The sequence below is a fragment of the Exiguobacterium sp. S22-S28 genome (assembly GCF_043359615.1).
Taxonomy (GTDB): Bacteria; Bacillota; Bacilli; order Exiguobacteriales; family Exiguobacteriaceae; genus Exiguobacterium_A.
Window position 1 is genome coordinate 85,009 of record NZ_JBHFFC010000031.1, and the last position, 22,226, is coordinate 107,234.

The following is a 22,226-nucleotide window of genomic DNA, read 5'->3' on the forward strand; positions in this document are numbered from 1 at the left end:
AGTTTCGAAAGCGCTTCTCATTTGACTTTCACGTTATGCTTTCGTGACCGGCAGGAGAATGGTCGCAATCGCTCCGCCTTCCGGTTGATTATCGATGAACAATTTTCCTTCATGTGCTTCAACCAGTTCACGGCAAATTGCGAGACCTAACCCTGTTCCACCTTTCCCTTTTTGAACCTGATAAAACTTTTCCGTGACATGTCTGAGGTGATTTTTAGGAATACCGGGTCCTTCATCGCTGAAAGATAAAAAGAGGACACGTTCTGAGCGGACAAGGCGAATTGTGATTTCGCCGTCAATCGGCGAAAAGCGGATCGCGTTATCCAGTAAATTTAAAAAGACCTGTTTTAAACGGTTTTCGTCGTAAAGACCAATCACCTGTGCCGGCAATTTACGAACAATACGGATGTTTTTTTCTTCCAGTTTTTGACGCAATTGTGCCGTCACCGTTTCAATGATTTCAGTCAAATTTACTTCCTGCCGGTATAAGACGAGCCGGCTCGTCTCCAGTTTCGAAAAATCAAGCAACTGTTCCACTAACGAAATCAATCGTTCCGTCTCCGAATGAATGATTCCCATCCCGAGTGAGGCTTCTTCCGGCAGCCGTTCTGGTTCAGCGAGCAACGTTTCACTCCATCCTTTGATGGACGTAAGAGGCGTTCGTAATTCATGCGAAATTCCGGAAATGAATTCGTCTTTCAGCGTTTCCTGCTGCTTGATCTGTTGTCCCATATAATTGATTGTCCGGGCCAACTCCCCTAATTCAAACGTATACTCTTCGTTGACCTTGACATCATAATGCTGTTTGGCGATTTGATCGGATGCACCGATGACTTCCTGAATCGGTCGGACGATGGAAGAGACGAGACGTGAGGAATAGATATATGCCAGCCCCCAAATGACGACCCCGAGTAAAAGAATCGCTAAACAAATTTCAATGACCCGCTGATCAATTTTTTCAAGGGATGTCGTATAACGCAGCGCCCCCGTCGTTTGCCCAAATGACACGACAGGCTCGGTTACTTCCAACAAATGTTCCCCCGTTGCCGGATCTTCATATCGTTTTGTAATCGTCCCGCCCGCAAGCAACCGGGTCACTTCCGTTTTCGTCATACTCCGCTTCGAGACAAATCCTGTCGACGAATAGCGTGGGATGCCTTTTGCATCCAACACTTCAATTTCAGCATCCGTATAGGCATAGGAATCGAGAACATCATGAATCGTCGCTTCTGAATCCTGAAAGTCGTAAGCCAAACCGCTGTTCGCAAACAAGACGGCACTCGCATTCGCATGCCGTTTTAAAACATCCGTCGCTGTTACATAATAATAGTTATACGTCACGAACGATAAAATTCCGATGACGAGCAAAACCGTCACTGTAATGATCGTCATGAACCGCATCAAAATCTGTCGTTTCATTTTTCGTTACGCCATTTATAGCCGTGTCCCCATAATGTTTCGATAAATTGAGGTTCTGCCGGATTTTCTTCGATTTTTTGCCGCAGACGACGGATATTGACATCCACTGTTTTCCGATCACCAAAATAATTTTCGCCCCAAACCGCATCCAGTAATTCGTCTCGTGACATCACCTGATCTTCATTTTTGATGAAATGACATAATAAATCGTATTCCGTTGGTGTGACTTCGACATCAATACCTGCTTTTTGCACTCGTTTCGCCCCAAGGTCAATCCGAAAAGGACCGGATATCAGCTCACGCGGCTGTTTACGACGGCGCAATGTCTCGACCCGACGTAACAAAGATTGAATTCGGGCCAATAATTCAGCCGGACTGAACGGCTTCGCGATATAATCGTCCGCCCCTACACTAAGTCCCATGACTTTATCTTCTTCACGTGTTCGTGCGGTCAACATGATGATACCAACGACTTCATCTTGGGCACGGGCTTGTTCACAAACCGCAAATCCATCCACTTCCGGCATCATGATATCAAGCAGCAAGATATCAAACGTTTCTTGCTCAAAGTGATCCAATGCTTCTCGTCCATTTTCCGCTTCAATTACTTCGTAACCTGCCCGCTTCAAATTAATGACGATGAAACTGCGGATTGCATGTTCATCCTCAGCCACTAGTATTTTTGTCATCTTGTTTTCCTCCTGCTTTTTCTTTATTCCACAAGTGCCACGTTGGCTGCATATTTCTCATAGGCTTGATTGGTCGTGATGACATATACATAATCAATGCCTTCCTTGATTTTTTTCTTGCGATGACTGGCAATATATTGAGTCTTCGGAATGATCTCTAACTCAAAATCAATCGCTCCGGTCTCACGATTGATAAAACGAACACGGTTGTCTTTCTTCTCGATTGTTTCGCGTGTTGCCCAACTGGCCGGGAAACGCATGACAAAATTATATTCCAAATCAATGTACTGTTCTTCCCGAAGCTCGAAACCACTTTCCAGAAACGGTTGGACATCAGCACCATTCCAGGCATAATAGGCCGTGATTTTAGGTTTTTCTTCCGCAATCCGTCCGATACTTCTTTCCGGTGTATATTGATGGGCAAACTCGATGACACCATCTTGATTGACGTCCTTCGGGAACGTATACATCGGTTCGATGATTTCCGCTGCTTCACCTAAACGAATTGGTTCAAGTTGCGCTTGGTTGAGTTGAAACACCAGCAAATGCATTTTCGCATCACGGGTAAAGGAGACGAGCATTCCTTTTTCCTTTGCAGCATTGATCGTGTCGATTTCAAACAGATCATGATCAGCAAATAAATCGCCTTCCTTGATCGGCAGTGAAAGAGACTGCCGGATCTGCGGGTTCAAGACTTCTTCATAATATACCAACTCTGCCGGTTGTCCTTTTTTCAGCAGGACCATATCCGGATGCTGATCTTGATTCAAGTCGGCAATCGTCAACCGATTGTATGTATCGATTTGCGTAATCTGAATCGACGACTTCATAACATCCTTTACCAGATACACCGTATTTTTTTCAAGGCTCGTGACGCCAATCATCAAATGATTCAAGGTCTTGGAGTCATTTGTAATGACATGCAACTGATCAATCGAACGTCCTGATGCAATCGGACGATCGACCCGCAATTTCCATTTTTTATTCGACCGTTCGTGTACCAGCAAATGGATCCGGAGTGTTCCTTTTTGTTCCATTCGATAAAACGTGACCGCTTCATCGCGTCCATCGCGGTTTAGATCAATTAATTCATAAAGCCTCGAGATTGATTGATTACGTGGTGCCACGATTTCTGCTTGTGCGGGAAGATCCGTCTCAATTTTTGTCTTCAATGACTTTTCCCATTCCGGCAATGCCGGATGTTCAAGTAACGAAGCAGGGTGCGGTAACGTCAGACCGCAGCCCGCCAAATATAGGGTCGATAAGAAAATTACAAAATATTTCATTAGACTTAAATCCTTTCCATACATGCTCTCTCCAAACTTTATCACACTCTTTCCGAGGAGAGTATATTGTGGAAGCAGGGTCAACTTGTTAAGATGTAACAGATATTCGAAAGGAGTTTACACATTTATGGCTTATGAAATGATTGTACTTGATTTAGACGATACATTATTGACAAGTGACCATACGATTTCTCCGAAAACCAAACAAGCCTTACTCGATGCCCAGCGTCGTGGAAAAAAGGTCGTGCTCGCGAGTGGTCGTCCGACTTATGCTATGACTGATCTGGCAGAAGAACTCGAACTAGCCCGTTATGGAAGTTATATTCTGAGTTTCAACGGAGCTTCGATCATCGACTGTCAGACGAATGAATCTCTCTTCTCGAGCACCCTTTCACCGGAAACCGTGCATCGACTTTATGAGTTAAGTAAACGGGAAGACATCGACATTCATACGTATGTCGGGCATGACATCTACACCGAGCAACCGAACTCCTACACGACACTTGAAGGGGAACTGACCGGCATGGACATCGTAGTCGTCCCGGATTTCAAAGCAGCCATTACGGAACCGGTCGTAAAATGTTTGATGCTCGCTGAAGAAAACCGTTTGGAGGTAGTCGAACGAAAACTTCAGCTCGAGTTAGCCGGTGAACTCGCTGTCGCCCGCTCTAAACCATTTTTCCTCGAGTTTACGGAAGCCGGTGTGACGAAAGGAACGAGTCTCGCCTTGCTTGCAGACCGTCTCGGAATCAAGCAGGCAGATGTCATTGCCTGCGGGGACGGAAACAATGATTTATCGATGATTGAATGGGCAGGTCTTGGTGTCGCGATGGCGAATGCCGCAGATACCGTCAAAGAAAAAGCCCAATACATGACAGCCTCTAATGATGAAGATGGAATCGCTCTCGTCATCGAAAAATTCATGATGGATTAAAGAATTCAAAAAACCAATTTACTCCATTTTTTTGTGGAGTAAATTGGTTTTTTATGTTTTACGACATACACCAATTGATCGGTGTCCGATTTTGTTGTATTAACCAATCGTTCGTTTGCGAGTAGGGACGACTGCCAAAAAATCCCCGGCTGGCTGACAATGGACTTGGATGAACGGACTCAAGTACGAGGTGACGGGATGTATCAATTAAACTTTTTTTACTTTTCGCATGATTTCCCCAAAGAATGAACACAATCGGTTGCTCTTGTTGTCCCAACACTTCGATGACACGGTCCGTAAACGATTCCCAGCCCTTTTTAGCATGGGAACCCGCTTTCCCTGCTTCAACCGTCAAGGAGGTGTTGAGGAGAAACACACCTTGTTTTGACCAGGCTTCAAGATTCCCCGTCGTCGGTACCGGACATCCGAGATCGGTAACAAGTTCCTTGTACATATTCCGCAAAGAAGGTGGAATCGCGACACCGTCATTGACAGAAAAACTTAATCCGTTGGCTTGATTCGGTCCGTGATACGGATCCTGCCCTAAAATGACACACCGGACATCGGCTGGTGCCACAGCATCAAAGGCATGAAAAATTTGATCTTTTGGCGGATACACGGTTGTTTCCCGGTAAGCCGTTTTAACGAAATCCCATAAACGGATAAAATATTCTTTTTCTTTCTCTTCTTTTAAGATTTCCTGCCAGGCTGAATGCATACGGCTCGCTCCTTTTTCAGTCTCAAGCCCCTGTTCGTTCGGCTTGATTCTGCTATGATGAGTAATGAGGTGGAATAAACATGATTCAAACAACACAGTTATTTGGTTTGCCTTTTGTCAACGCAACACCATCGACATGGTATACCCATATTAAAACGATGTTACACCATAACGAAAAAGCCTTTCTGGTCACAGCTAATCCTGAACTGGTTTTACGTTCTTTGCGCGATCCGGCTTATAAACATATCTTACAACAAGCGACATTCATTACGCCTGATGGAATCGGTGTGACCGCAGCCAGTAAACGAATGGGAGAACCGCTTACTGCGACATTACCCGGCATCGAGACGGCACGTGAGTTACTTCGAACGGCGGATGCCCTGAAAAAGCGGGTCTTTCTGCTCGGCGGGCGCCCTGAAGTCATGAAATCCCTGATCCAGCAATTGTCGATTCGTTTTCCGGACATTCAGTTTGTCGGAACCTTTCACGGATTCGGAAAAGAGACAGAAGCGGCACAGGCGATTACATCTGCACAGCCAAATTTAATTTTGGTAGCGCTCGGTGCACCGAAACAGGAAGAATGGATTGCATCGGTTTACGATCAAGTGGATCACGGCCTCTTTATCGGTGTCGGCGGTGCCTTCGATGTCTGGTCCGGTCACAGTAAACGGGCTCCGAAGCTGTTCCGAAAGCTAAAGCTTGAATGGCTGTACCGGATTTCCAGTCATCCGCGTGGATTGGAGAAATTGAAGGACTTGTTTCTTTTTGTTTCTCTCGTCTTACGTAAAAAATCCCGTCTGTAAACAAAAAAATACCCGCTGTCCGGTTGACCGGACAGCGGGTATTTTCGTTTCTTACGCGTTGACCGTTGAGAATGAACGACCAAGTTCTTTTGCTTTTGCGATTGCTGCTTCTTTAATTTCTTCTGCTTTTTCAGGGTTCATTGCCATACCTTCGATGAACAACGAGTTGTAATCTGTTACGCCTGTGAAAGCAAGTGCTTGACGGAGGTAATCATCACCAAAGTTAAGGCCTGAACCTTCGTATACGCCGCCAGTTGCTTGAATGTGGAGTGCTTTTTTGCCTTCCATCAATCCTTTTGGACCTTCTGCCGTGTAAGCAAATGTTTTACCTGCAAGAAGAACGCTGTCGATATACATTTTAAGACGTGCTGGGAATGAGAAGTTCCACATTGGCGTTACGAATACATATTCGTCCGCTTCCATGTACTGCTCCAAGTGTTTTGTCATCGTTCCGACTTTAGCGATTTCCACTTCTGATAACGCTTCGCCTGTTGCGAATTTTCCCCATGCGCTCAATACGTCTGTATCGATTTCTTGAACGTCTTCTTTATATAGATCAAGAACTTGTACTTCAGCATTCGGATTAGCTGCTTTGTAGCTTTCAAGGAAAGCTTCACCTGCTTGAAGGCTGAATGAATGTTCTGTTGATTTCGGATTTACAGTTACATAAAGTAATTTAGTCATTTTTATTTCCCCTTTGTATCTAAAGTAATTTCTGTAAGTAAATATACCAACACCATTTTCGTTTGTCAATTAGTTTGATTTCAAAGAAATCAACAAAAAAAAGCGTAATCATAAGATTAGGCTTTTTCTGCATGCGTATAATGATCTGCTTTATGACCAATCCGTTTCAATTGGTCAATCAACTGTTCTTTTTCTTCAATTGAAAGATCGCTGAATAAGTCCGTTAAAAATGCTTCGTGTTTCGGGAAGGTTTCTTCCATCAAAGCTCGTCCGGCTTCGGTTAATGTTCCGAATGTCACACGGCGATCTGTCGGGCACGACCGTCGAGCAAGAAGTCCACGGTTTTCCAATTTATCGACGACATACGTCACACTGCCGCTTGTCAGTAAAATCTTATCACCGATTTGTTGAAGTGGTGTATCTCCTTTGTGGTACAACAATTCCAGGACACCAAACTCCGATAAATTCAGTTGATGTGTCTTAATATCCACCTTTACTTGTTCCGTTACCGCATGCATGGTACGAGATAGAACAACGAGCATTTTCAATGCCAGCTTCGAGTCTGTCGATTCCATTTTACGTTCGCCCCTCTTTATCTTGATTCGAAACAATCATAGACCTCTTTTTTCCATCGGTCAATTCCGGTTTGGATTTTCAGCTCTTTTTGACGGATTGCTTAATTTCTTCTTGCCATGAAACGCGTCCCATAGATTACGGTCTTGATATACACTACAAGGGAGGCTTTCTTCATGTCATTTCAAACATGGTTACAGCATCTTTTCCAAAAAAATGTAGCTTTTGAATTAGCGATTGAACAATTGTATACACCAACCGGCTACTACCTGTGCAAACATACGTTGGTCGCCCAGTACAAAGACTTGACGCCGGCTCATCAGATCGAACTGTTGCAAAAGGTTACCGAACAAATCGAACGTTCGACTTCGCTTGAAGGTCCGATTACAAAGCAGGACTGGATTCAGATTCATCAACAATTATCCAACAGTTAGGAGGAACTTTTGATGGCCAACATTCGTGACTTAGCACGTGAAGCAGATGTTTCAGTGACGACAGTCTCGCGTGTCCTCAATGATCATCCGTACGTCGCGGAAGATAAACGGCAGGCCGTACGGGACGCAATCATCAAACTCGGTTACATCCGCAATCAAACTGCCGTCCATTTGTCGACCGGTCAAACGAAAACAATCGGCGTCATGTTACCTTACGTCGATCATCCGTATCATGCTGCCATCTTACACGGAATCGCCCAAAGTGCTTTTGAGGAAGGATATCGTTTTTTGACTTGGCAGACAAACTACATCGCATCCCATGAACAAACCGTTCTTCAGGCACTTGCCCAACGTGAAGTCGATGGACTGATTGTCGTTTCACACAGTCTCCCCGTCGATGAGATTCTCCCATATGAGCAGTATGGTCCGATTGTTTTTTGTGAGCACCACGAGGAAGTCTCTTCGGTTTATATCAATCATTATTCAGCGTTTCAAAGCGGGTTGAAAGCACTTCAATCTTTTGGACATACTCATATCGGAATTTGTCTCGGCCGTCCGGACAGTACGAACAGCCGTGCCCGAAAACGTGCTTATCAGGACACCGTGCCGCTTGCTGATGCTGAATGGACATATCAACACGCATTGACAATCGAAGACGGAGCCGACATCGCACGGAAGTGGTCTAATCAAGCTTACCGTCCAACTGCTTTATTGACTGCAAGTGATCACGTCGCGGCTGGTATTATTTTGGAGCTTCGAAAACAGGGATATCGGGTTCCGGAAGATCTAGCGGTCATTGGATTTGACGGCAGTGAATTAGCGGTCGTCCTCAATCTAACAACAGTTGCGGTCCCTTATGAAACCATCGGACGCCAGGCCTTTTCCGTCGCAATCAGCGACAACTGGAGACAGCATCCCCAAAGTGAAATTCCAACCACTCTTCTGAGTGGATTAACAGCAATTAAAGTCCATGATTGAACTCCCCCCACCTACGCCTTGCTTAAAGGTGGGGGATTCCTGAGTTATTCGACCTGACGGTCGAAACCTGATCAGGCTAGCCCCGTCGTCCCGACGGTTGAAGAAGCCAAGATTCGTTCAGCTTCTCGTTTAAGATTCAGTCCTGCGTTCACATCCCGGTCGTGGTGGATCCCGCAATTCAGGCATGTCCATTCACGCAAGCCAAGATGTTTCACGTCTTTGTGTTGATGTCCGCAACTGGAGCACAGTTGGCTGGAAGCAAAGGTCTTCCCGACCTTCACGACGGTCTTCCCGCACCAGTCCGCCTTATATTCGAGCATACGGAAGAACGTCGACCAACTGACGTCCGAGATGGACTTGCTCAACTTGCGGTTCTTCTGCATGTTCTTCACTTGCAAGGTCTCGACGCCGATGACGTCGTGGTTTTTGACGATCTCGGTCGATACTTTGTGCAGGAAATCGGTTCGCTTGTTGGCAATCTTCTCGTGGATGCGGGCGACCTTTCGTTTCTGCTTCTGGTAGTTCTTCGACTCGGTAAGTTTCACTTTCTTGTCCAAGGCCATGCGCTGACGACGAGAGAGCTTGCGTTGCTCGCGTGCCAGCTTTTTCTCGAGCGAACGGAAGTAGCGGTCGTTCTTGTATACCGTGCCGTCCGACAGGATGGCAAAGTTCTTCAACCCGACGTCTATGCCGATGGATGAACCGGTCTTCGGCAGTTCGTGGATTTCCTGCTCGACGAGCAGGGAGACGAAGTATTTTCCTGAAGCGTTACACCGGATGGTTGCGTTCAAGATGCGTCCTGCGACCTGTCTCGAGTTGGCGAAACGCACCCACTTCAACTTAGGAAGTTTGAGCTTGTTGCCGACAACCGAGACCTCGGGAAGCTGGTTCTTTTTCTCGATATTGGTCTTGTAGGATTGGACGGGATTGCGCTTCGATTTGAACCGAGGCCCTTCGTTCTGCTTCTTGAAGAAGCGATCATACGCATCGGTCAGGTGTTTGACACTCGATTGAAGCGAATGGCTATCGACTTCTTTCAGCCAGTCGAACTCTTGCTTCAGCATCGGGATTTCTTTCGAACAAGAACCGTAAGACAGTCCTTTGCCTGTCATTTTATACGTCTCATCCCACTTCGCTAAGAAGTAGTTGAAGACGAAACGCGAACAACCAATGGTCTTCGCAATCAGGATTTCCTGCTCTTTCGTCGGGTATATTCTGAATTTGTAGGCCTTATACTTCAACATGATTTTTACCTCCTTGAAAGGTTCATACCCGAAAGGGAGGCGGGCGATTCACCTCCCACTTTCACTTCGTTTAAAAGTGGGAGTACTCTCGCCTAATTTTGATAGATGAAAACCCGCTCTTGTCTCGCAAATGCGTCAAGAGCGGGTTTTTCGGATGATTTCTTTCTCATAAAGATCCGGCAGCAACGTAACGTGAGCCCCAGTAGCCGCTTCGGAATGATTCTTTGACGACTTGTCCGTAATAAGAGTTTGCGTTGATCATAGTCGATCCATCAACCGCGATTCCTACATGTTGAATACCGCTTCCGTGTGTAAAGAAGACTAAATCTCCGGCAGCGGGAGCTGTCCGTTTTGTTCCGCTGTACTGGGCAGCAGCCGTTCGTGGCAATGATTTGCCTAACGCGTTATACACATAGCGTGTGAAACCCGAGCAGTCAAAGCTGACAGGTCCCGTTGCACCAAATACATACGGACGTCCTTTTAATCCTTCCGCAACAGAGACGACAGCCGCACCACTCTTAGAAAGTCCCGTTGTCGCTTGCGCACTAAATGCTTTTGTATAGGCAGCAGCTATGTATGCATTTTTTCCCTCGTACTTGAATTGATACCAGTTGTTTGCTGTTTTAGTCGAAACGGTTACCGTCTGCCCAAGTTTTAGTTGGCCAAGTTTTTGTCCCGTCGTCGCTGCTTCTGACCGAACATTCAACACATCCACTGATACGACGACTTTTTGAACGGAACTGGCTTTCGTTTGTGCAGGAACAGCTGCAAAACTGCTGATCAGTAATGTGGCAAACACGGTAATACGAGCCAAAAATGAACACTTCATCCGTCTCTCTCCTTTTAAATGCATCGATATATGTAAAAAATAAATTATCAGATAATTCCTGTTTTTATCCTATCATGTTGATTTATTCCCTCGTGTTACATTTTATTGACAGCACTTCTTTTTCGTAATGATTTTGTAACAAAATAAAAAACAGGTCATAAAACGGCTCCTTAAAGCCGTTTTATAGTATCTGTTTGATGGAGAAATCTCTTACAACTGTTTAATCCATTGACTTCTTTTTCCGAAAGCGTGCCAAAAATTCGTACACAATCGGCACAATCAACAACGTCAACAACGTAGAGCTGGTCAGTCCACCGATGACCGTGACACCAAGGCCTTTAGAAATCAAGGCACCACCTTCAAGTCCTAACGCAAGAGGTGACAAGGCACCGATTGTCGCAAGAGCTGTCATCAAGATCGGACGAAGTCGTGTTCCTGCTGCGTCCAACAAGGCTTCACGTGTGGAGAGTCCTTCTGCTTCTTTATGAATGACTCGGTCAATTAAGACGATTGCATTCGTAACGACGATTCCGATCAGCATCAAAGCACCGATTAAAGACGAGACGGAAATCGTTTCACCCGTAATCAACAGTGCAAGTAAACCACCGATGATGGCAAACGGAAGCGAGAACAGGATGACGAGTGGTGTCGAAGCGCCTCCGAACGTGATGACTAAAACGAGGTAGACGATTGCGACGGCCGCTGCCATCGCCAAACCAAGTTGCGTAAACGACTCTTGGATTTGCTCTGTTACGCCACCCGCTTTATACGAAACGCCTGTCGGAAGGTCAATCTTTTTAACGGATTGATCAATTGCCTGTGAAGCTTCTGTTGCTTTATCGGTCTTCAGTTCTGCCGTAACGGTTGCAACAAGTTTCCCGTCCCGTTCACTGAGAGAATCCGGTGTCGTTCCTTTTTTCACCGAGACAAAATCCGATAATTTACGAACCCCGAGTGGCGTCGTAACATCTGTTTTTTGTAAATCATTAATTGAATCATAGGTTGTCTGTTCATTCGGAACAATGATATCCAATTCTTTACCGTCTACTTTTATGGTAGAAAGTGGTTTTTCTTCTCCCTGCACATTGGCAATACCTTGTGCCAATTGTGCTGTCGAGACACCAAATTCAGCAGCTTTTTGCTGATCCACTTCGAACGTGTACTGCGTATACGACTCTTTTAAATCTGTCGTTACTTTCCGAACGTATTTGGATTCTCCTTCAATCGCTTTGACGAATTTAGGAGTCATCGTTTGTAAGTCTTCAATCGAATTGGCATAGACAGAATACGAAACGCCGGAAGATGCCGCTCCGCCGCTGAAGTCCTGTTCTTTCCATTCTCCTGTCGGAATATCTTTATTCAGTTGCTTAATGGTCTGTTGCTTTACGTCTGCAAAATCGGCTGTATCCGGATCGTATTGAGCGATGAAAACAGCTTGTTTCGTATTCCCCGGATTCAACGGATTTTCGCCGCCGACCGTGAACTGCAGATTATCGATATTATCTTGCTTGTCAAAGTAAGCTTCTGCCTGATCTGCTGCTTTTAATGAATCTTCAAGCGTCTGACCCGGTTTTGGATTGTACGTGACGTAAAACGTTTTTTCGCTCTCCTGATTCAAGAAGTTGACACCGATTGCCGGAACAAGTGCAAAACTGCCGACTAACAGCAGGACTGCCAATCCAAAAACAACCAGCTTATGGTTCAAGGACCAATTCAGCACACCACGGTACCAATTCGCAAGTCTGCCGCCCTCTTCTTTTTCCGGTTTTGGTGCCTTTCCACGTTTGAACAATGAATCCGCAAACATAGGTACAACGGTCACCGCAACGATCAGCGATGCAAACAGAGCGAAGACCACCGTCAAGGCGAATGGTAAAAATAACTCTCCGACGAACCCTGTGACGAATCCAAGTGGCAGGAACACAGCGATTGTGACAATCGTGGATGAAGCGACCGGAATAAACACTTCACGTGTCGCATCGATAATAAGTGCTTTTCCTTTCAGTGGTTCAGCCGGATCCGTCAATCGCCGGTAAATATTTTCAATGACGACAATCGAATCATCGACGACGCGTCCGATTGCAACCGTCATCGCCCCAAGTGTCATGATGTTAAGCGAGATGTCCAACTGTTTTAATACGAGAATCGCCATCAACAAGGAGAGCGGAATTGAAATGACCGCAATGATTGTCGATTTGATGTTTCGTAAGAACAGAAGAATGATGATGACAGCGAATAAGGCACCGATCAACGCTTTGCTGATCATTGTCGAGACCGATTCTTCGATCGGCTTTCCCTGGTCGAGGGTGACGGATGCCTTCGCACTGTTATTCTCCTTCTCAAAGTCTTGAATCGTTTCTTTTACTGCATTAACGACTTCAACCGTATTCGCATCTTGCGATTTTGTCACTTGGACACCAATCGAGCGTTCTCCGTTTGAACGTGAAATCGATTCTTCGATTCCTTTATCTTCAATCGTCGCCAATTGTGACAGTTTTACGGTCGGGACCTGAGTAGGTGCAGCTGCAGCTTGCGCCTCTTGCGTTTGCGCCGGTGCTGCTTGTACTGGCGCTTGTCCAGTTGTTGCTTCAGGTGCTTGTCCGGACGCTGCAGCTTGCGGTGTATAAGGTAAACGAAGATTTTTTAATTCATTGACAGTTGTCACCTTGCCATCTAAAACGACTGCTTGTTCTTGATCACCTAATTCATATAATCCGAGCGCCAAACGGGAATCATTTGCTTGAATCAATTGTTTGGCATTCTCTTCCGTCAATCCGTATTGCTGTAATTTTTTTTCGTCAAATCGAATTTCGATTCGACGAATTTCTTGACCGGCAATTTGGACCGTCTGCGCCCCTTCGATTCCTTCGAGTTTCGGTTGCAGTTCATTTTCGACTAATTTCGTTAAGTCGGATAACGAACGTTTTTCATCCGATACTGCAAATCCGATGACCGGAAAGGCATCAAAAGAAATCCGGGAAACTTGTGGTTCCTGTGCCCCTTCCGGTAGTTCGACGTTGGCTAAAGCTTCTTTTACTTTTTGCTCCGCTTCATCCATATCGGTACTAAAGGTGTAATCAATTTGGAGATTGGATGCATTTTGGAAGGATGAAGATCGGACTGTATCCACTCCTGCCAAGTTTTCGACTTTACTTTCGAGTTCTCGACTGACTTCATCCAAGACTTGTTCCGGTGTCGCCCCCGGATAAATTGTCGTGACGGAGACTGTTGGTGTCGTGATATCCGGCAACGTTTCGAGCTTCATCGTCGTCCCGGCATAAATTCCAGCCACTGTGATAATGATGGTCAGTAACCAAAGCGCAAACTTGTTATTGACTGAAAACTGAATAATCCGCTTCATGGTAAGGTTTCGCCTTCTCTCTTCTTTTTCAAGTTATTCTTATTTTTCTGGTGCTTGATCGATCTTCCGTGCTTGTTCCAGTAAACGTTGGATTAGCTGTTGTCGAAGTTTTGGTTCCGGTTGTCCAAACTGAAAATGTTCCGACATCTTTAAACCATCCAACGTAAACCGAATCATCATCCCGTCTACAGGATCCGCTTGATCCATTAATTGATCAAAAAATCGGTAGACCTGTTTTTTTCGTTCTTCAACAAATGCTGCATTTTCTTTTAGCAGAGACAATAAAAACAATACGGTATCAATGTCGAGACAGAACTCTTCATCACGCCGCGCCTGCAACAAAACAAAAGCTTCCATCGGACCAGCGCCTTGCTCACGGTATACTTGATATTGTTGAAACTGTCGTGTTTCTTGTTCCTCGATCACACCCATCAGTAATTCTTCTTTCGAAGCAAAGTGATACAACAATCCACCTTTTGAGACATTCGCTTGTTTTGCCACTTCTTCCAGTGTCAATTGCGGAAACCCGCGGGTAAGCATGATTTGAACCGTCGCATCCGTAATTCGACGTCGTGTTTCTAATGCTTTTGTACTGACCATCATCCCTCTCCTTTCTTTTTGCTGTACCGTCCGGACGGTTTATTTTTTAAATATACAAATTTCTTTTCCATTTTGCAAGTCGGAATCCATGTTTCACGTGAAACTAGTTACCTCAAGCGGACCGGACAGTCCAGACAAAAAGAAGTTCACCGGATCTCTTTAAGATCAAGAACCGGGAAACTTCCCAAATAACTATTAGTTCTCTTCACGGGCACTTTCCATCAAAGCTGCATGCATCGCTTCTGATAACTGATGTTCACGTAAGACATGCACCCCACGATCCGTCGGTCCTCCAGGAGCTGCCACATCTTGAATCAATTCTGCTGTCGGACGTTCTTCATGCAACAGTAATTCCGCCGAACCTTTCATGGCTTGTGCAATAATTCGTCGTGCAACGGATTCATTAAAACCAGCTTTCGTTAACACCGGTGTCATCGCACCGACGATTTCATAGAAGAAAGCGGGACTGCATCCGGCTGCTGCCATCAAATACGGCATGGTCGAAGCATCCGTTTCAACCGTTTCACCCACTCGTTCAAACAACGCCGTTGCTTGTCGCTTCTTGATGTCAGAAATATGATCTCCGAACCAAAGGCCGGTCATGCCCGTTCGAAAGGCGACAGGAGTATTCGGCATTGCACAAACCGCGCCACATGTCACATGTGTTTCAATCTCAGCGGGTGTGATGTGGGCTGCGACGGACACGACAAGCTGGTTCATCCAAGTATGTTGTTTGACATAGTCCAAGACTCCATCCGGTTGCATTGCTAAAACCACGACATCAAATTGATCGACTTGTTCTTCCGCTGTCGTCCGGACGCCGTATTGTGTTGCTAATACATCCAGACGCACCCGGTCCGTTCGATTGGTCATTGTGATCATTTGAGGCGATATACCAGAAGCAATCCACCCTTTGACTAAGGATTCACTCATCGAACCTGCCCCTACCATTAAAATGTTCATGTTCATTCCTCCCAACAAAAAAAGGACCAGTCGCTGCTGGTCCTTTTGGATTTCCTAGTCATTATACACGAACGGCTAAATCTTCGACAGCGACGACACGCAGCCCTTTTTCATTCAACTTCTTGACGATTTTCTTTTTCGTTTTGTCATCACAATCTGTCGGCAACGTGATCAAGACACGACGCATGACACTACTTTTTGCATCCAGTGTCATGAGGCTTGCGACCGTCGAGTACTTATTGACGATTTTGGCGATTTTTTCAAGCGCTCCTTTTTGTTCACTGAGTGCTACCGTTAAAACGTAACTTCCCGAATCACGATTCCATGCTTCTTCCAGCATGCCGAGCATCTTTCCGTGCGGCAAGATGCCGAAGAACTGACCATCGTCATTTAAGACAGCGATGTAAGGCAATTCTTTAATGGAGAAAAAGACTTCAAAGAAGTTGCTTCCCGTATAGATGAACTTGGTCGCATTCTTAATCAATGTCATGACATTATCGTCCAAACTGCCGCCGTTCATGCCGTGACGATAGATGTGCATCTTGTAGATGTTCCCCTTGAACTGTTGACCGGATTGGTCCAAAACAGGTACACAACGATATCCCGTTTCTTCCAACGTCTGTAACGCTTCACGGAGCGTGGCTGTTTCTGATACTTTGACACACTGGTGTTTCGGAATGCATAAACTTTGAACGAGCATACAAAACGTCCTCCTCTTTCCTCTTCATGGTTCTGACTGAAATACTTATCGTCCTACTTAGCTTATCATTCGCTTTTGGTCCTTGTTTTCCTGCTTTCCTTCTATTCCCTTCTCAACAACAACCGAAAACACAAATTAACTGTAGAATCACGAATAAATACCTATGATTCAGAAGATTTTCAATTCATTATTAAATCAGCAATCTCTTTTATATTAAGATTTATTAAGATTTCGTAAAGAAGAGCCATAGTTGTATTCTTTTACAATAGCGTCTGATACAATCGAACTCGTGAAGTCGCTTCACTATTCTATTCTTGTTCTTAATATGGAGGCAGAAGAAATGTTCAGTAAAAAACAAGATCCATTCGCAGTGAAATTATCTGAGATTGCAGGACACCTGAAACAAACGTCACAATTTTTCGTAGACTTTAAAATTAATGGAATTGCCGATGTTAAAGAATTCGCCCATAAAGTAAAAGATTTCGAAACAGCTGGTGATGATTTGATGCACCAACTCATCATTGATTTAAACAATGCTTTCATTACACCAATCGACCGTGAAGATTTATTGGCACTTGCTAATTCTCTTGATGACGTCCTCGATGGTTTTGAAGAATGTTCAGCCATTTTTGAAATTTATAATATCGTACAAGCAGACGAGCACATGATTCGATTCGTCGATGAGATCCACCTTGCTGTCAACGAACTCGCTTTAGCGATGGACCTGTTGGTTGCCCGTAAACTTCAACCGATGCGTGAACACGTCATCAAAGTAAAAGAACAGGAAACGATTTGTGATAACTTACGTCGTAAGTCGATCAAAGCCTTGTTCGCTACAGAAACTGATCCAATTAAAATCATCCAATACAAAGAAATTTATGAATCGCTCGAATCAATCGCCGATTACTGCCAAGATGCAGCTAACGTCATTGAAACGATCATCATGAAAAACGCATAAGTGAGGAGCTAACGAGATGGATAGTCTGTTTATCATCACCGCCATAATCGTGATTCTCGCACTTAGCTTCGATTTCATTAATGGTTTCCACGATACAGCGAACTCGATTGCGACTTCGGTGTCGACTCGTGCTTTGAAACCACGTCACGCAATCATTCTTGCGGCGACGATGAACTTTTTAGGTGCCATTACGTTTACTGGTGTAGCTAAAACAATTTCTGGCGACATCGTCGATCCGTCGACACTTGAACACGGAAGTTATGTTGTCATCGCTGCGCTGCTTTCTGCCATCGCCTGGAACCTTTTGACGTGGTACTTCGGTATTCCGTCCAGTTCTTCGCACACACTGATTGGTTCAATCGCCGGTGCTGCGATTGCCTCAGTCGGATTTGGCGGAATCGAAGCAAAAGGACTTTTGAAAATCGTCCAAGCTTTATTGATTTCACCAATCCTTGCGTTTACACTCGGTTTCATCGTGTATGCCATCTTTAAAGTAGTCTTTAAGAAGGGTAATCTGGCGAAGACGAATCGTCGCTTCCGTCACATGCAGATTGCAACAGCTGCCCTTCAGTCGTATACGCACGGAACGAATGATGCCCAAAAAGCAATGGGGATCATCACGCTTGCCCTGATCTCTTCCGGTTATCAAACGGATCATGAAGTCGCGACATGGGTTAAATTATCATGTGCGATCGCCATGGGTCTCGGAACATCAGTCGGTGGATGGCGGATCATCAAGACCGTCGGTGGACAGATCATGAAAATCCGTCCTGTCAACGGGGTTGCGGCTGACTTAACATCTGCTGCCATCATCTTTGGTGCAACCGCGATTCACTTGCCTGTCTCAACAACACACGTCATTTCTTCTGCAATTCTTGGTGTTGGTACATCACACCGGAAAAAAGGAGTTAAATGGGGTACGGCACAGCGGATGTTGATTACATGGGTTATCACATTGCCGATTTCAATGGCAGTGGCGGCGCTCATCTATTACATTCTTGACTTCTTTTTCATTAAATAATCCACGCCAGTCCCTTCTATACAATATAGAAGGGATTTTTTTAAAATAAAGCGCCCGTAGTTGTCGCTCTGCCCATAATTCGCTATGATGGATGGCAAGAAGGAACGCTTATTTCATTTAGGAGGAATTCCACATGACAAAACGTAAAGCCTTAACAATCGCTGGTTCTGACACGAGTGGTGGTGCCGGTATTCAAGCTGATTTAAAAACATTTCAAGAACTTGAAGTTTACGGAATGAACGCATTGACGGTCATCGTCGCTCAAGATCCTGATCATTCTTGGCACCATGCGGTGTATCCAATCGATGCCGAACTCGTCCGGACACAAATCCACACGGTCCTTGGAGGAATTGGTGTTGATGCGATGAAGACGGGTATGCTCCCGACTGTCGAAATCATTGAAGTCGTCGCTGAAAAAATCAAATCATCTGGCGTCAAAAACGTCGTCATTGATCCGGTCATGGTCTGCAAAGGGGAAGACGAAGTCCTCAATCCAGATACAGCTAACGCTTTACGTGATGTCCTGACACCGCTCGCTACTGTCGTGACACCAAACGTCTTTGAAGCGGGTCAATTGTCCGGTCTCGGAAAAACACCTTCGACAATCGATGAAATGAAACTGGCAGCTGCCCGGATTCATGAAAAAGGCGCACAATACGTACTCGTCAAAGGTGGCAGCAAGATTGACCACCCACGAGCAGTTGACGTGCTTTATGACGGAAAAGAGTTTATCCTAATTGAGGACGAGCGTATTGAGACACCTTACACCCATGGAGCAGGATGCACCTACTCCGCCGCCATCACGGCTGAACTCGCAAAAGGAGCTTCCGTGGAACAAGCGGTCCGCACTGCGAAATCGTTTATCACTTCTGCGATTCGTCATTCATTCCGTTTGAATGAATATGTCGGTCCGACTGACCACGCTGCTCACCGAACAGTAACGTCTTAATCGCTCAAGAAGTCCGCGCAACGATCGCGGACTTCTTTCTGTATAGGAAGGGGATACACCATGCAAGCACTTGATTTAACCGCTGTACAAGACTATATCGACAAGCATGCCAATACACCACTGTACGTTCACGTCGAGACGACGAACGGCGCGTATGCGACCCACCAGGATCCGACGTTCCACAGTGCCGGCATGTTTTTCCGCAACGCCGAGATTACGTATGAACGTGGACTGATTACAGGAAACGGTCCCTACCGGATCGGCTTGAAACTGGCACACGGCTGGTTGTACGGAGAAGGATTAACGGATTACGAGTTTGCCGGAGATCAGCTTTTGATTGCCGGTCATGACATCGAAGGGCGTCTTGCGATTGCCTTCGAACTCAGTCCGACCCCATTCGCGCAGGGCGCAGAGGAGGTAGAATGATGGCTTATAACGAACAAGATCATCTACTCGTCATCTTCCCTCACCCGGATGATGAAGCGTTCAGCTCAGCCGGAACGATCATTGAGCACGCTGAAAATCGGGGACCTGTTACGTATGCCTGTCTAACACTCGGAGAAATGGGACGCAACATGGGACGTCCTGTCTTTACGAACCGTGAACAGCTCGCGACGATCCGAAAACGCGAACTGATTGCGGCATCGGAAAAAATGAAGATTTCTGATTTACAAATGTGGGGACTCCGCGACAAGACGGTCGAATTTGAAGATGAAGCAATGCTTGCGGAACGGATCGGCAAATTGATGGAACAGACCCGACCAACACGGGTGATTTCGTTTTATCCGGGTTACGCCGTCCATCCGGATCACGAAGCAACGGCACGTGCCGTCGTCCGGGCTCTTCGCGCAATCGAAGAAAGTGAGCGTCCTGAATTTTTAGCGGTCGCCTTTGCCAACAATACGCGTGATGAACTCGGTGAAGGAACGTTCATCCATGATGTCAGTGCCTACACCGATCAAAAAATCGAAGCCTTGCAGGCACATGCTTCACAAACCGGCGGTCTGATGAAAGTCATCTCAGAAGACTCAAACATCCGTGATTTACTCGTTAAAGAGCGGTATTACCATTACCCGTTATGATTTCTTCACCCTTGGACATATTTTGGTCCAAGGGTGCTTTTTTGTCTCATGAAATCCTCGATTGTCAGTCGACTTTTGAGTCTCCTTCTGCTAGTGTGAATAGTTGAGACTGTGTCTCCGGAGTTCGTAACCTCCTCCGTCATAAAAACTAGGAATGGAAGTGTACATTATGAAAAATGAACGTGCTCTTGTCGTCTTCAGTGGCGGTCAAGATTCGACGACCTGCCTGTTTCAGGCACTCGCCGATTATTCGCAGGTTGAAGTCGTTACCTTCAACTATGGACAGCGTCATGCCGCAGAACTTGACGTTGCCCGCACGATTGCATCCGAACTCGGTGTGAAACACCATGAGCTCGACCTCTCGCTCCTCAGTCAATTAACAAGTAATTCGTTGACTGACCACTCACAATCGATCACGACGAATGAAGACGGATTGCCTTCTACGTTTGTAGACGGCCGGAATCATTTGTTCCTGTCTTTCGCAGCTGTCCTCGCAAAAGGACGCGGAATTCGCCATATCATCACCGGTGTTTGCGAAACGGACTTTTCCGGTTATCCCGACTGTCGTGATTCCTTCATCAAGTCACTGAACGTGACCCTTAACCTCGCGATGGATTATCCATTCGTGATTCATACTCCGCTCATGTGGCTCGACAAAAAAGAGACATGGGCATTAGCTGATTCACTTGGCGCATTTGATTTTGTCCGCGAGCGGACATTGACGTGTTACAACGGAATCATCGGAGACGGCTGCGGCGATTGCCCGGCATGTGAATTACGGAAAAAAGGCTTAGATGCCTACATCGAGGAGGTCCAACATACATGAAATTCAATTATGAAGCACCCGAAACAGTCGAGCGTCCGACGGGCGACTCGCTTATTTATACAAAATCACGTGTCATGATCGTTAAAAAATTGACGTTTGACGCAGCGCACCATCTGTATGACTACGACGGCAAATGCCGGGCTTTGCACGGTCATACGTACCATGTCGATCTTGGAATCAGCGGATTTCTCGATCACCGCGGGATGACACTCGACTTTGGCGATTTGAAAAAGATTTTTAAAGAACACCTTGAACCGTTGCTCGATCACCGGTATTTGAACGAATCGCTTCCTTACATGAATACGACGGCTGAAAATATGTCGGCCTGGATTTTTGAGACGCTCGGAAAACATTTGCCGGACGAACGTGGTTTGCGTGTCGAGTTCGTCAAACTGTACGAAACACCAACTGCTTTTGCGGAAATCCGCCGGGAATGGATGCTTGAGTCATGAGCCAACTAAAAAAAACACCAAAGATTCCCGTACTCGAAATCTTTGGTCCAACTTTTCAAGGAGAAGGACGATCAATTGGTCAAAAAACGATGTTTGTCCGGACCGGTGGCTGTGATTACTCTTGTGCTTGGTGTGACTCAGCCTTTACTTGGGATGGATCAGAGAAACCGGATTTGATGACAGCAGAAGACATCGTCATGCAGCTTGATGCCCTTGGTTCCTACGGTCATGTGACGATTTCCGGTGGTAATCCGTTACTGCACGCGTCCATCGGGACACTTGTTGATATCTTGAAGAGTCGTGGTATTACGATGTCGGTCGAAACACAAGGTTCCTACTGGCAAAACTGGATCCTCGACATTGAAGACGTCACGATCAGTCCAAAACCACCGTCGAGCGGTATGACTGTTGACTATGACCGTCTCGATGTATTTTTCAAACGGTTACCGGAGCAGCAACGGGCTGTCAAAATCGTTATTTTTGATGAAGCGGATCTCGATTTTGCCGCTACCATCTCCGATCGTTATGCCCTGAAAACCCTTTATTTATCACTCGGTAATCCTGATCCTGCGGAAGAAGGCACAATTGCTCCGCGGATGTTATCTGATTTAAAAACTTTATGGGAACGTGTCGCAGGTGATGCACGATTTAATCACGCACGGGTTCTTCCACAACTACATGCCCTCGTTTTCGCGAACGATCGCGGCGTCTAAGGAGAGTAAT

Annotated in this window: 24 protein-coding genes; 12 read left to right on the forward strand and 12 right to left on the reverse strand. The window is 45.8% G+C overall.

The window, feature by feature from the left end; translation table 11 throughout:
* Nucleotides 1–33 precede the first annotated feature (33 nt).
* The 3 genes from ACHA8N_RS14895 to ACHA8N_RS14905 are packed head-to-tail and all read right to left on the reverse strand — an operon-like array spanning nt 34 to nt 3,394.
* Nucleotides 34–1,419 carry a sensor histidine kinase gene (locus tag ACHA8N_RS14895; protein ID WP_147512073.1) on the reverse strand — a complete coding sequence of 462 codons (1,386 nt, stop codon included), beginning with the start codon at nt 1,417–1,419 and terminating at the stop codon, nt 34–36.
* Entirely contained in the window at nt 1,416–2,108 is a 693-nt protein-coding gene (locus ACHA8N_RS14900; protein WP_147512074.1) for a response regulator transcription factor, read from the reverse strand. The genes ACHA8N_RS14895 and ACHA8N_RS14900 overlap by 4 nt, the downstream gene beginning before the upstream one ends.
* Nucleotides 2,109–2,131: 23 nt before the next feature.
* Nucleotides 2,132–3,394, reverse strand: a complete 1,263-nt coding sequence (locus tag ACHA8N_RS14905) for a hypothetical protein (protein ID WP_393966178.1) — start codon at nt 3,392–3,394, stop codon at nt 2,132–2,134.
* Nucleotides 3,395–3,521: 127 nt separating this feature from the next.
* Between ACHA8N_RS14905 and ACHA8N_RS14910 the strand changes: the two genes are divergently transcribed.
* Nucleotides 3,522–4,328, forward strand: coding sequence for a Cof-type HAD-IIB family hydrolase (locus tag ACHA8N_RS14910; protein WP_393966179.1), 807 nt, complete (start codon nt 3,522–3,524; stop codon nt 4,326–4,328).
* 58 nt (nt 4,329–4,386) lie between these two features.
* Here ACHA8N_RS14910 and ACHA8N_RS14915 read toward each other — a convergent pair whose 3' ends face one another.
* Nucleotides 4,387–5,046, reverse strand: coding sequence for a uracil-DNA glycosylase (locus ACHA8N_RS14915; RefSeq protein ID WP_393966180.1), 660 nt, complete (start codon nt 5,044–5,046; stop codon nt 4,387–4,389).
* Between the two features lie 80 nt (nt 5,047–5,126).
* On the opposite strand from ACHA8N_RS14915, the gene ACHA8N_RS14920 reads away from it, so the two are divergent.
* On the forward strand, nt 5,127–5,849 hold the full coding sequence (locus ACHA8N_RS14920) for a WecB/TagA/CpsF family glycosyltransferase (protein ID WP_393966181.1): 723 nt from the start codon (nt 5,127–5,129) through the stop codon (nt 5,847–5,849).
* A gap of 51 nt (nt 5,850–5,900) precedes the next feature.
* Here the strand turns inward: ACHA8N_RS14920 and ACHA8N_RS14925 are convergent, their stop codons facing one another.
* Entirely contained in the window at nt 5,901–6,533 is a 633-nt protein-coding gene (locus ACHA8N_RS14925) for an NAD(P)H-dependent oxidoreductase (RefSeq protein ID WP_147512079.1), read from the reverse strand.
* A gap of 116 nt (nt 6,534–6,649) precedes the next feature.
* On the reverse strand, nt 6,650–7,108 hold the full coding sequence (locus tag ACHA8N_RS14930) for a MarR family winged helix-turn-helix transcriptional regulator (protein ID WP_147512080.1): 459 nt from the start codon (nt 7,106–7,108) through the stop codon (nt 6,650–6,652).
* Nucleotides 7,109–7,282: 174 nt separating this feature from the next.
* On the opposite strand from ACHA8N_RS14930, the gene ACHA8N_RS14935 reads away from it, so the two are divergent.
* Both ACHA8N_RS14935 and ACHA8N_RS14940 read left to right on the forward strand, forming a co-directional pair.
* Nucleotides 7,283–7,540 carry a hypothetical protein gene (locus ACHA8N_RS14935; protein WP_147512081.1) on the forward strand — a complete coding sequence of 86 codons (258 nt, stop codon included), beginning with the start codon at nt 7,283–7,285 and terminating at the stop codon, nt 7,538–7,540.
* Nucleotides 7,541–7,552: 12 nt separating this feature from the next.
* Nucleotides 7,553–8,518: a LacI family DNA-binding transcriptional regulator gene (locus tag ACHA8N_RS14940; RefSeq protein WP_393966182.1), complete on the forward strand. Its 966-nt coding sequence runs from the start codon at nt 7,553–7,555 to the stop codon at nt 8,516–8,518.
* Between the two features lie 71 nt (nt 8,519–8,589).
* Here ACHA8N_RS14940 and tnpB read toward each other — a convergent pair whose 3' ends face one another.
* The 6 genes from tnpB to cbpA form a co-directional block, all read right to left on the reverse strand.
* Nucleotides 8,590–9,762 (reverse strand): IS200/IS605 family element RNA-guided endonuclease TnpB, encoded by a 1,173-nt coding sequence (tnpB, locus tag ACHA8N_RS14945; protein WP_147512083.1) that lies wholly within the window; start codon nt 9,760–9,762, stop codon nt 8,590–8,592.
* A 166-nt stretch (nt 9,763–9,928) separates the two neighbouring features.
* Complete coding sequence (locus ACHA8N_RS14950) at nt 9,929–10,591, reverse strand: C40 family peptidase (RefSeq protein ID WP_167498382.1); 663 nt, start codon at nt 10,589–10,591, stop codon at nt 9,929–9,931.
* Nucleotides 10,592–10,811: 220 nt separating this feature from the next.
* Nucleotides 10,812–13,952: an efflux RND transporter permease subunit gene (locus ACHA8N_RS14955; protein ID WP_393966183.1), complete on the reverse strand. Its 3,141-nt coding sequence runs from the start codon at nt 13,950–13,952 to the stop codon at nt 10,812–10,814.
* A gap of 39 nt (nt 13,953–13,991) precedes the next feature.
* Entirely contained in the window at nt 13,992–14,552 is a 561-nt protein-coding gene (locus ACHA8N_RS14960; protein WP_147512086.1) for a TetR/AcrR family transcriptional regulator, read from the reverse strand.
* Nucleotides 14,553–14,747: 195 nt separating this feature from the next.
* On the reverse strand, nt 14,748–15,515 hold the full coding sequence (locus ACHA8N_RS14965) for a pyrroline-5-carboxylate reductase family protein (RefSeq protein ID WP_393966184.1): 768 nt from the start codon (nt 15,513–15,515) through the stop codon (nt 14,748–14,750).
* A 61-nt stretch (nt 15,516–15,576) separates the two neighbouring features.
* A complete protein-coding gene (gene cbpA / locus ACHA8N_RS14970; protein ID WP_393966185.1) occupies nt 15,577–16,215 on the reverse strand; it encodes a cyclic di-AMP binding protein CbpA in 639 nt (212 codons plus the stop codon).
* Nucleotides 16,216–16,555: 340 nt separating this feature from the next.
* On the opposite strand from cbpA, the gene ACHA8N_RS14975 reads away from it, so the two are divergent.
* The 8 genes from ACHA8N_RS14975 to queE all read left to right on the forward strand — a co-directional run bounded on the left by ACHA8N_RS14975 (nt 16,556) and on the right by queE (nt 22,216).
* Complete coding sequence (locus ACHA8N_RS14975) at nt 16,556–17,173, forward strand: DUF47 domain-containing protein (RefSeq protein ID WP_147512089.1); 618 nt, start codon at nt 16,556–16,558, stop codon at nt 17,171–17,173.
* A gap of 16 nt (nt 17,174–17,189) precedes the next feature.
* Entirely contained in the window at nt 17,190–18,194 is a 1,005-nt protein-coding gene (locus ACHA8N_RS14980) for an inorganic phosphate transporter (protein WP_147512090.1), read from the forward strand.
* A 133-nt stretch (nt 18,195–18,327) separates the two neighbouring features.
* A complete protein-coding gene (locus ACHA8N_RS14985; protein WP_026827153.1) occupies nt 18,328–19,143 on the forward strand; it encodes a bifunctional hydroxymethylpyrimidine kinase/phosphomethylpyrimidine kinase in 816 nt (271 codons plus the stop codon).
* A 60-nt stretch (nt 19,144–19,203) separates the two neighbouring features.
* Complete coding sequence (locus ACHA8N_RS14990; protein WP_026831717.1) at nt 19,204–19,569, forward strand: YojF family protein; 366 nt, start codon at nt 19,204–19,206, stop codon at nt 19,567–19,569.
* A complete protein-coding gene (gene bshB2 / locus ACHA8N_RS14995) occupies nt 19,569–20,225 on the forward strand; it encodes a bacillithiol biosynthesis deacetylase BshB2 (protein WP_393966186.1) in 657 nt (218 codons plus the stop codon). The genes ACHA8N_RS14990 and bshB2 overlap by 1 nt, the downstream gene beginning before the upstream one ends.
* 169 nt (nt 20,226–20,394) lie before the next feature.
* Nucleotides 20,395–21,051: a 7-cyano-7-deazaguanine synthase QueC gene (gene queC / locus ACHA8N_RS15000; protein ID WP_026831715.1), complete on the forward strand. Its 657-nt coding sequence runs from the start codon at nt 20,395–20,397 to the stop codon at nt 21,049–21,051.
* Nucleotides 21,048–21,503 (forward strand): 6-carboxytetrahydropterin synthase QueD, encoded by a 456-nt coding sequence (queD, locus tag ACHA8N_RS15005; RefSeq protein ID WP_393966187.1) that lies wholly within the window; start codon nt 21,048–21,050, stop codon nt 21,501–21,503. The genes queC and queD overlap by 4 nt, the downstream gene beginning before the upstream one ends.
* Nucleotides 21,500–22,216, forward strand: coding sequence for a 7-carboxy-7-deazaguanine synthase QueE (gene queE / locus ACHA8N_RS15010; RefSeq protein WP_393966188.1), 717 nt, complete (start codon nt 21,500–21,502; stop codon nt 22,214–22,216). The genes queD and queE overlap by 4 nt, the downstream gene beginning before the upstream one ends.
* The last annotated feature ends 10 nt before the right edge of the window (nt 22,217–22,226 follow it).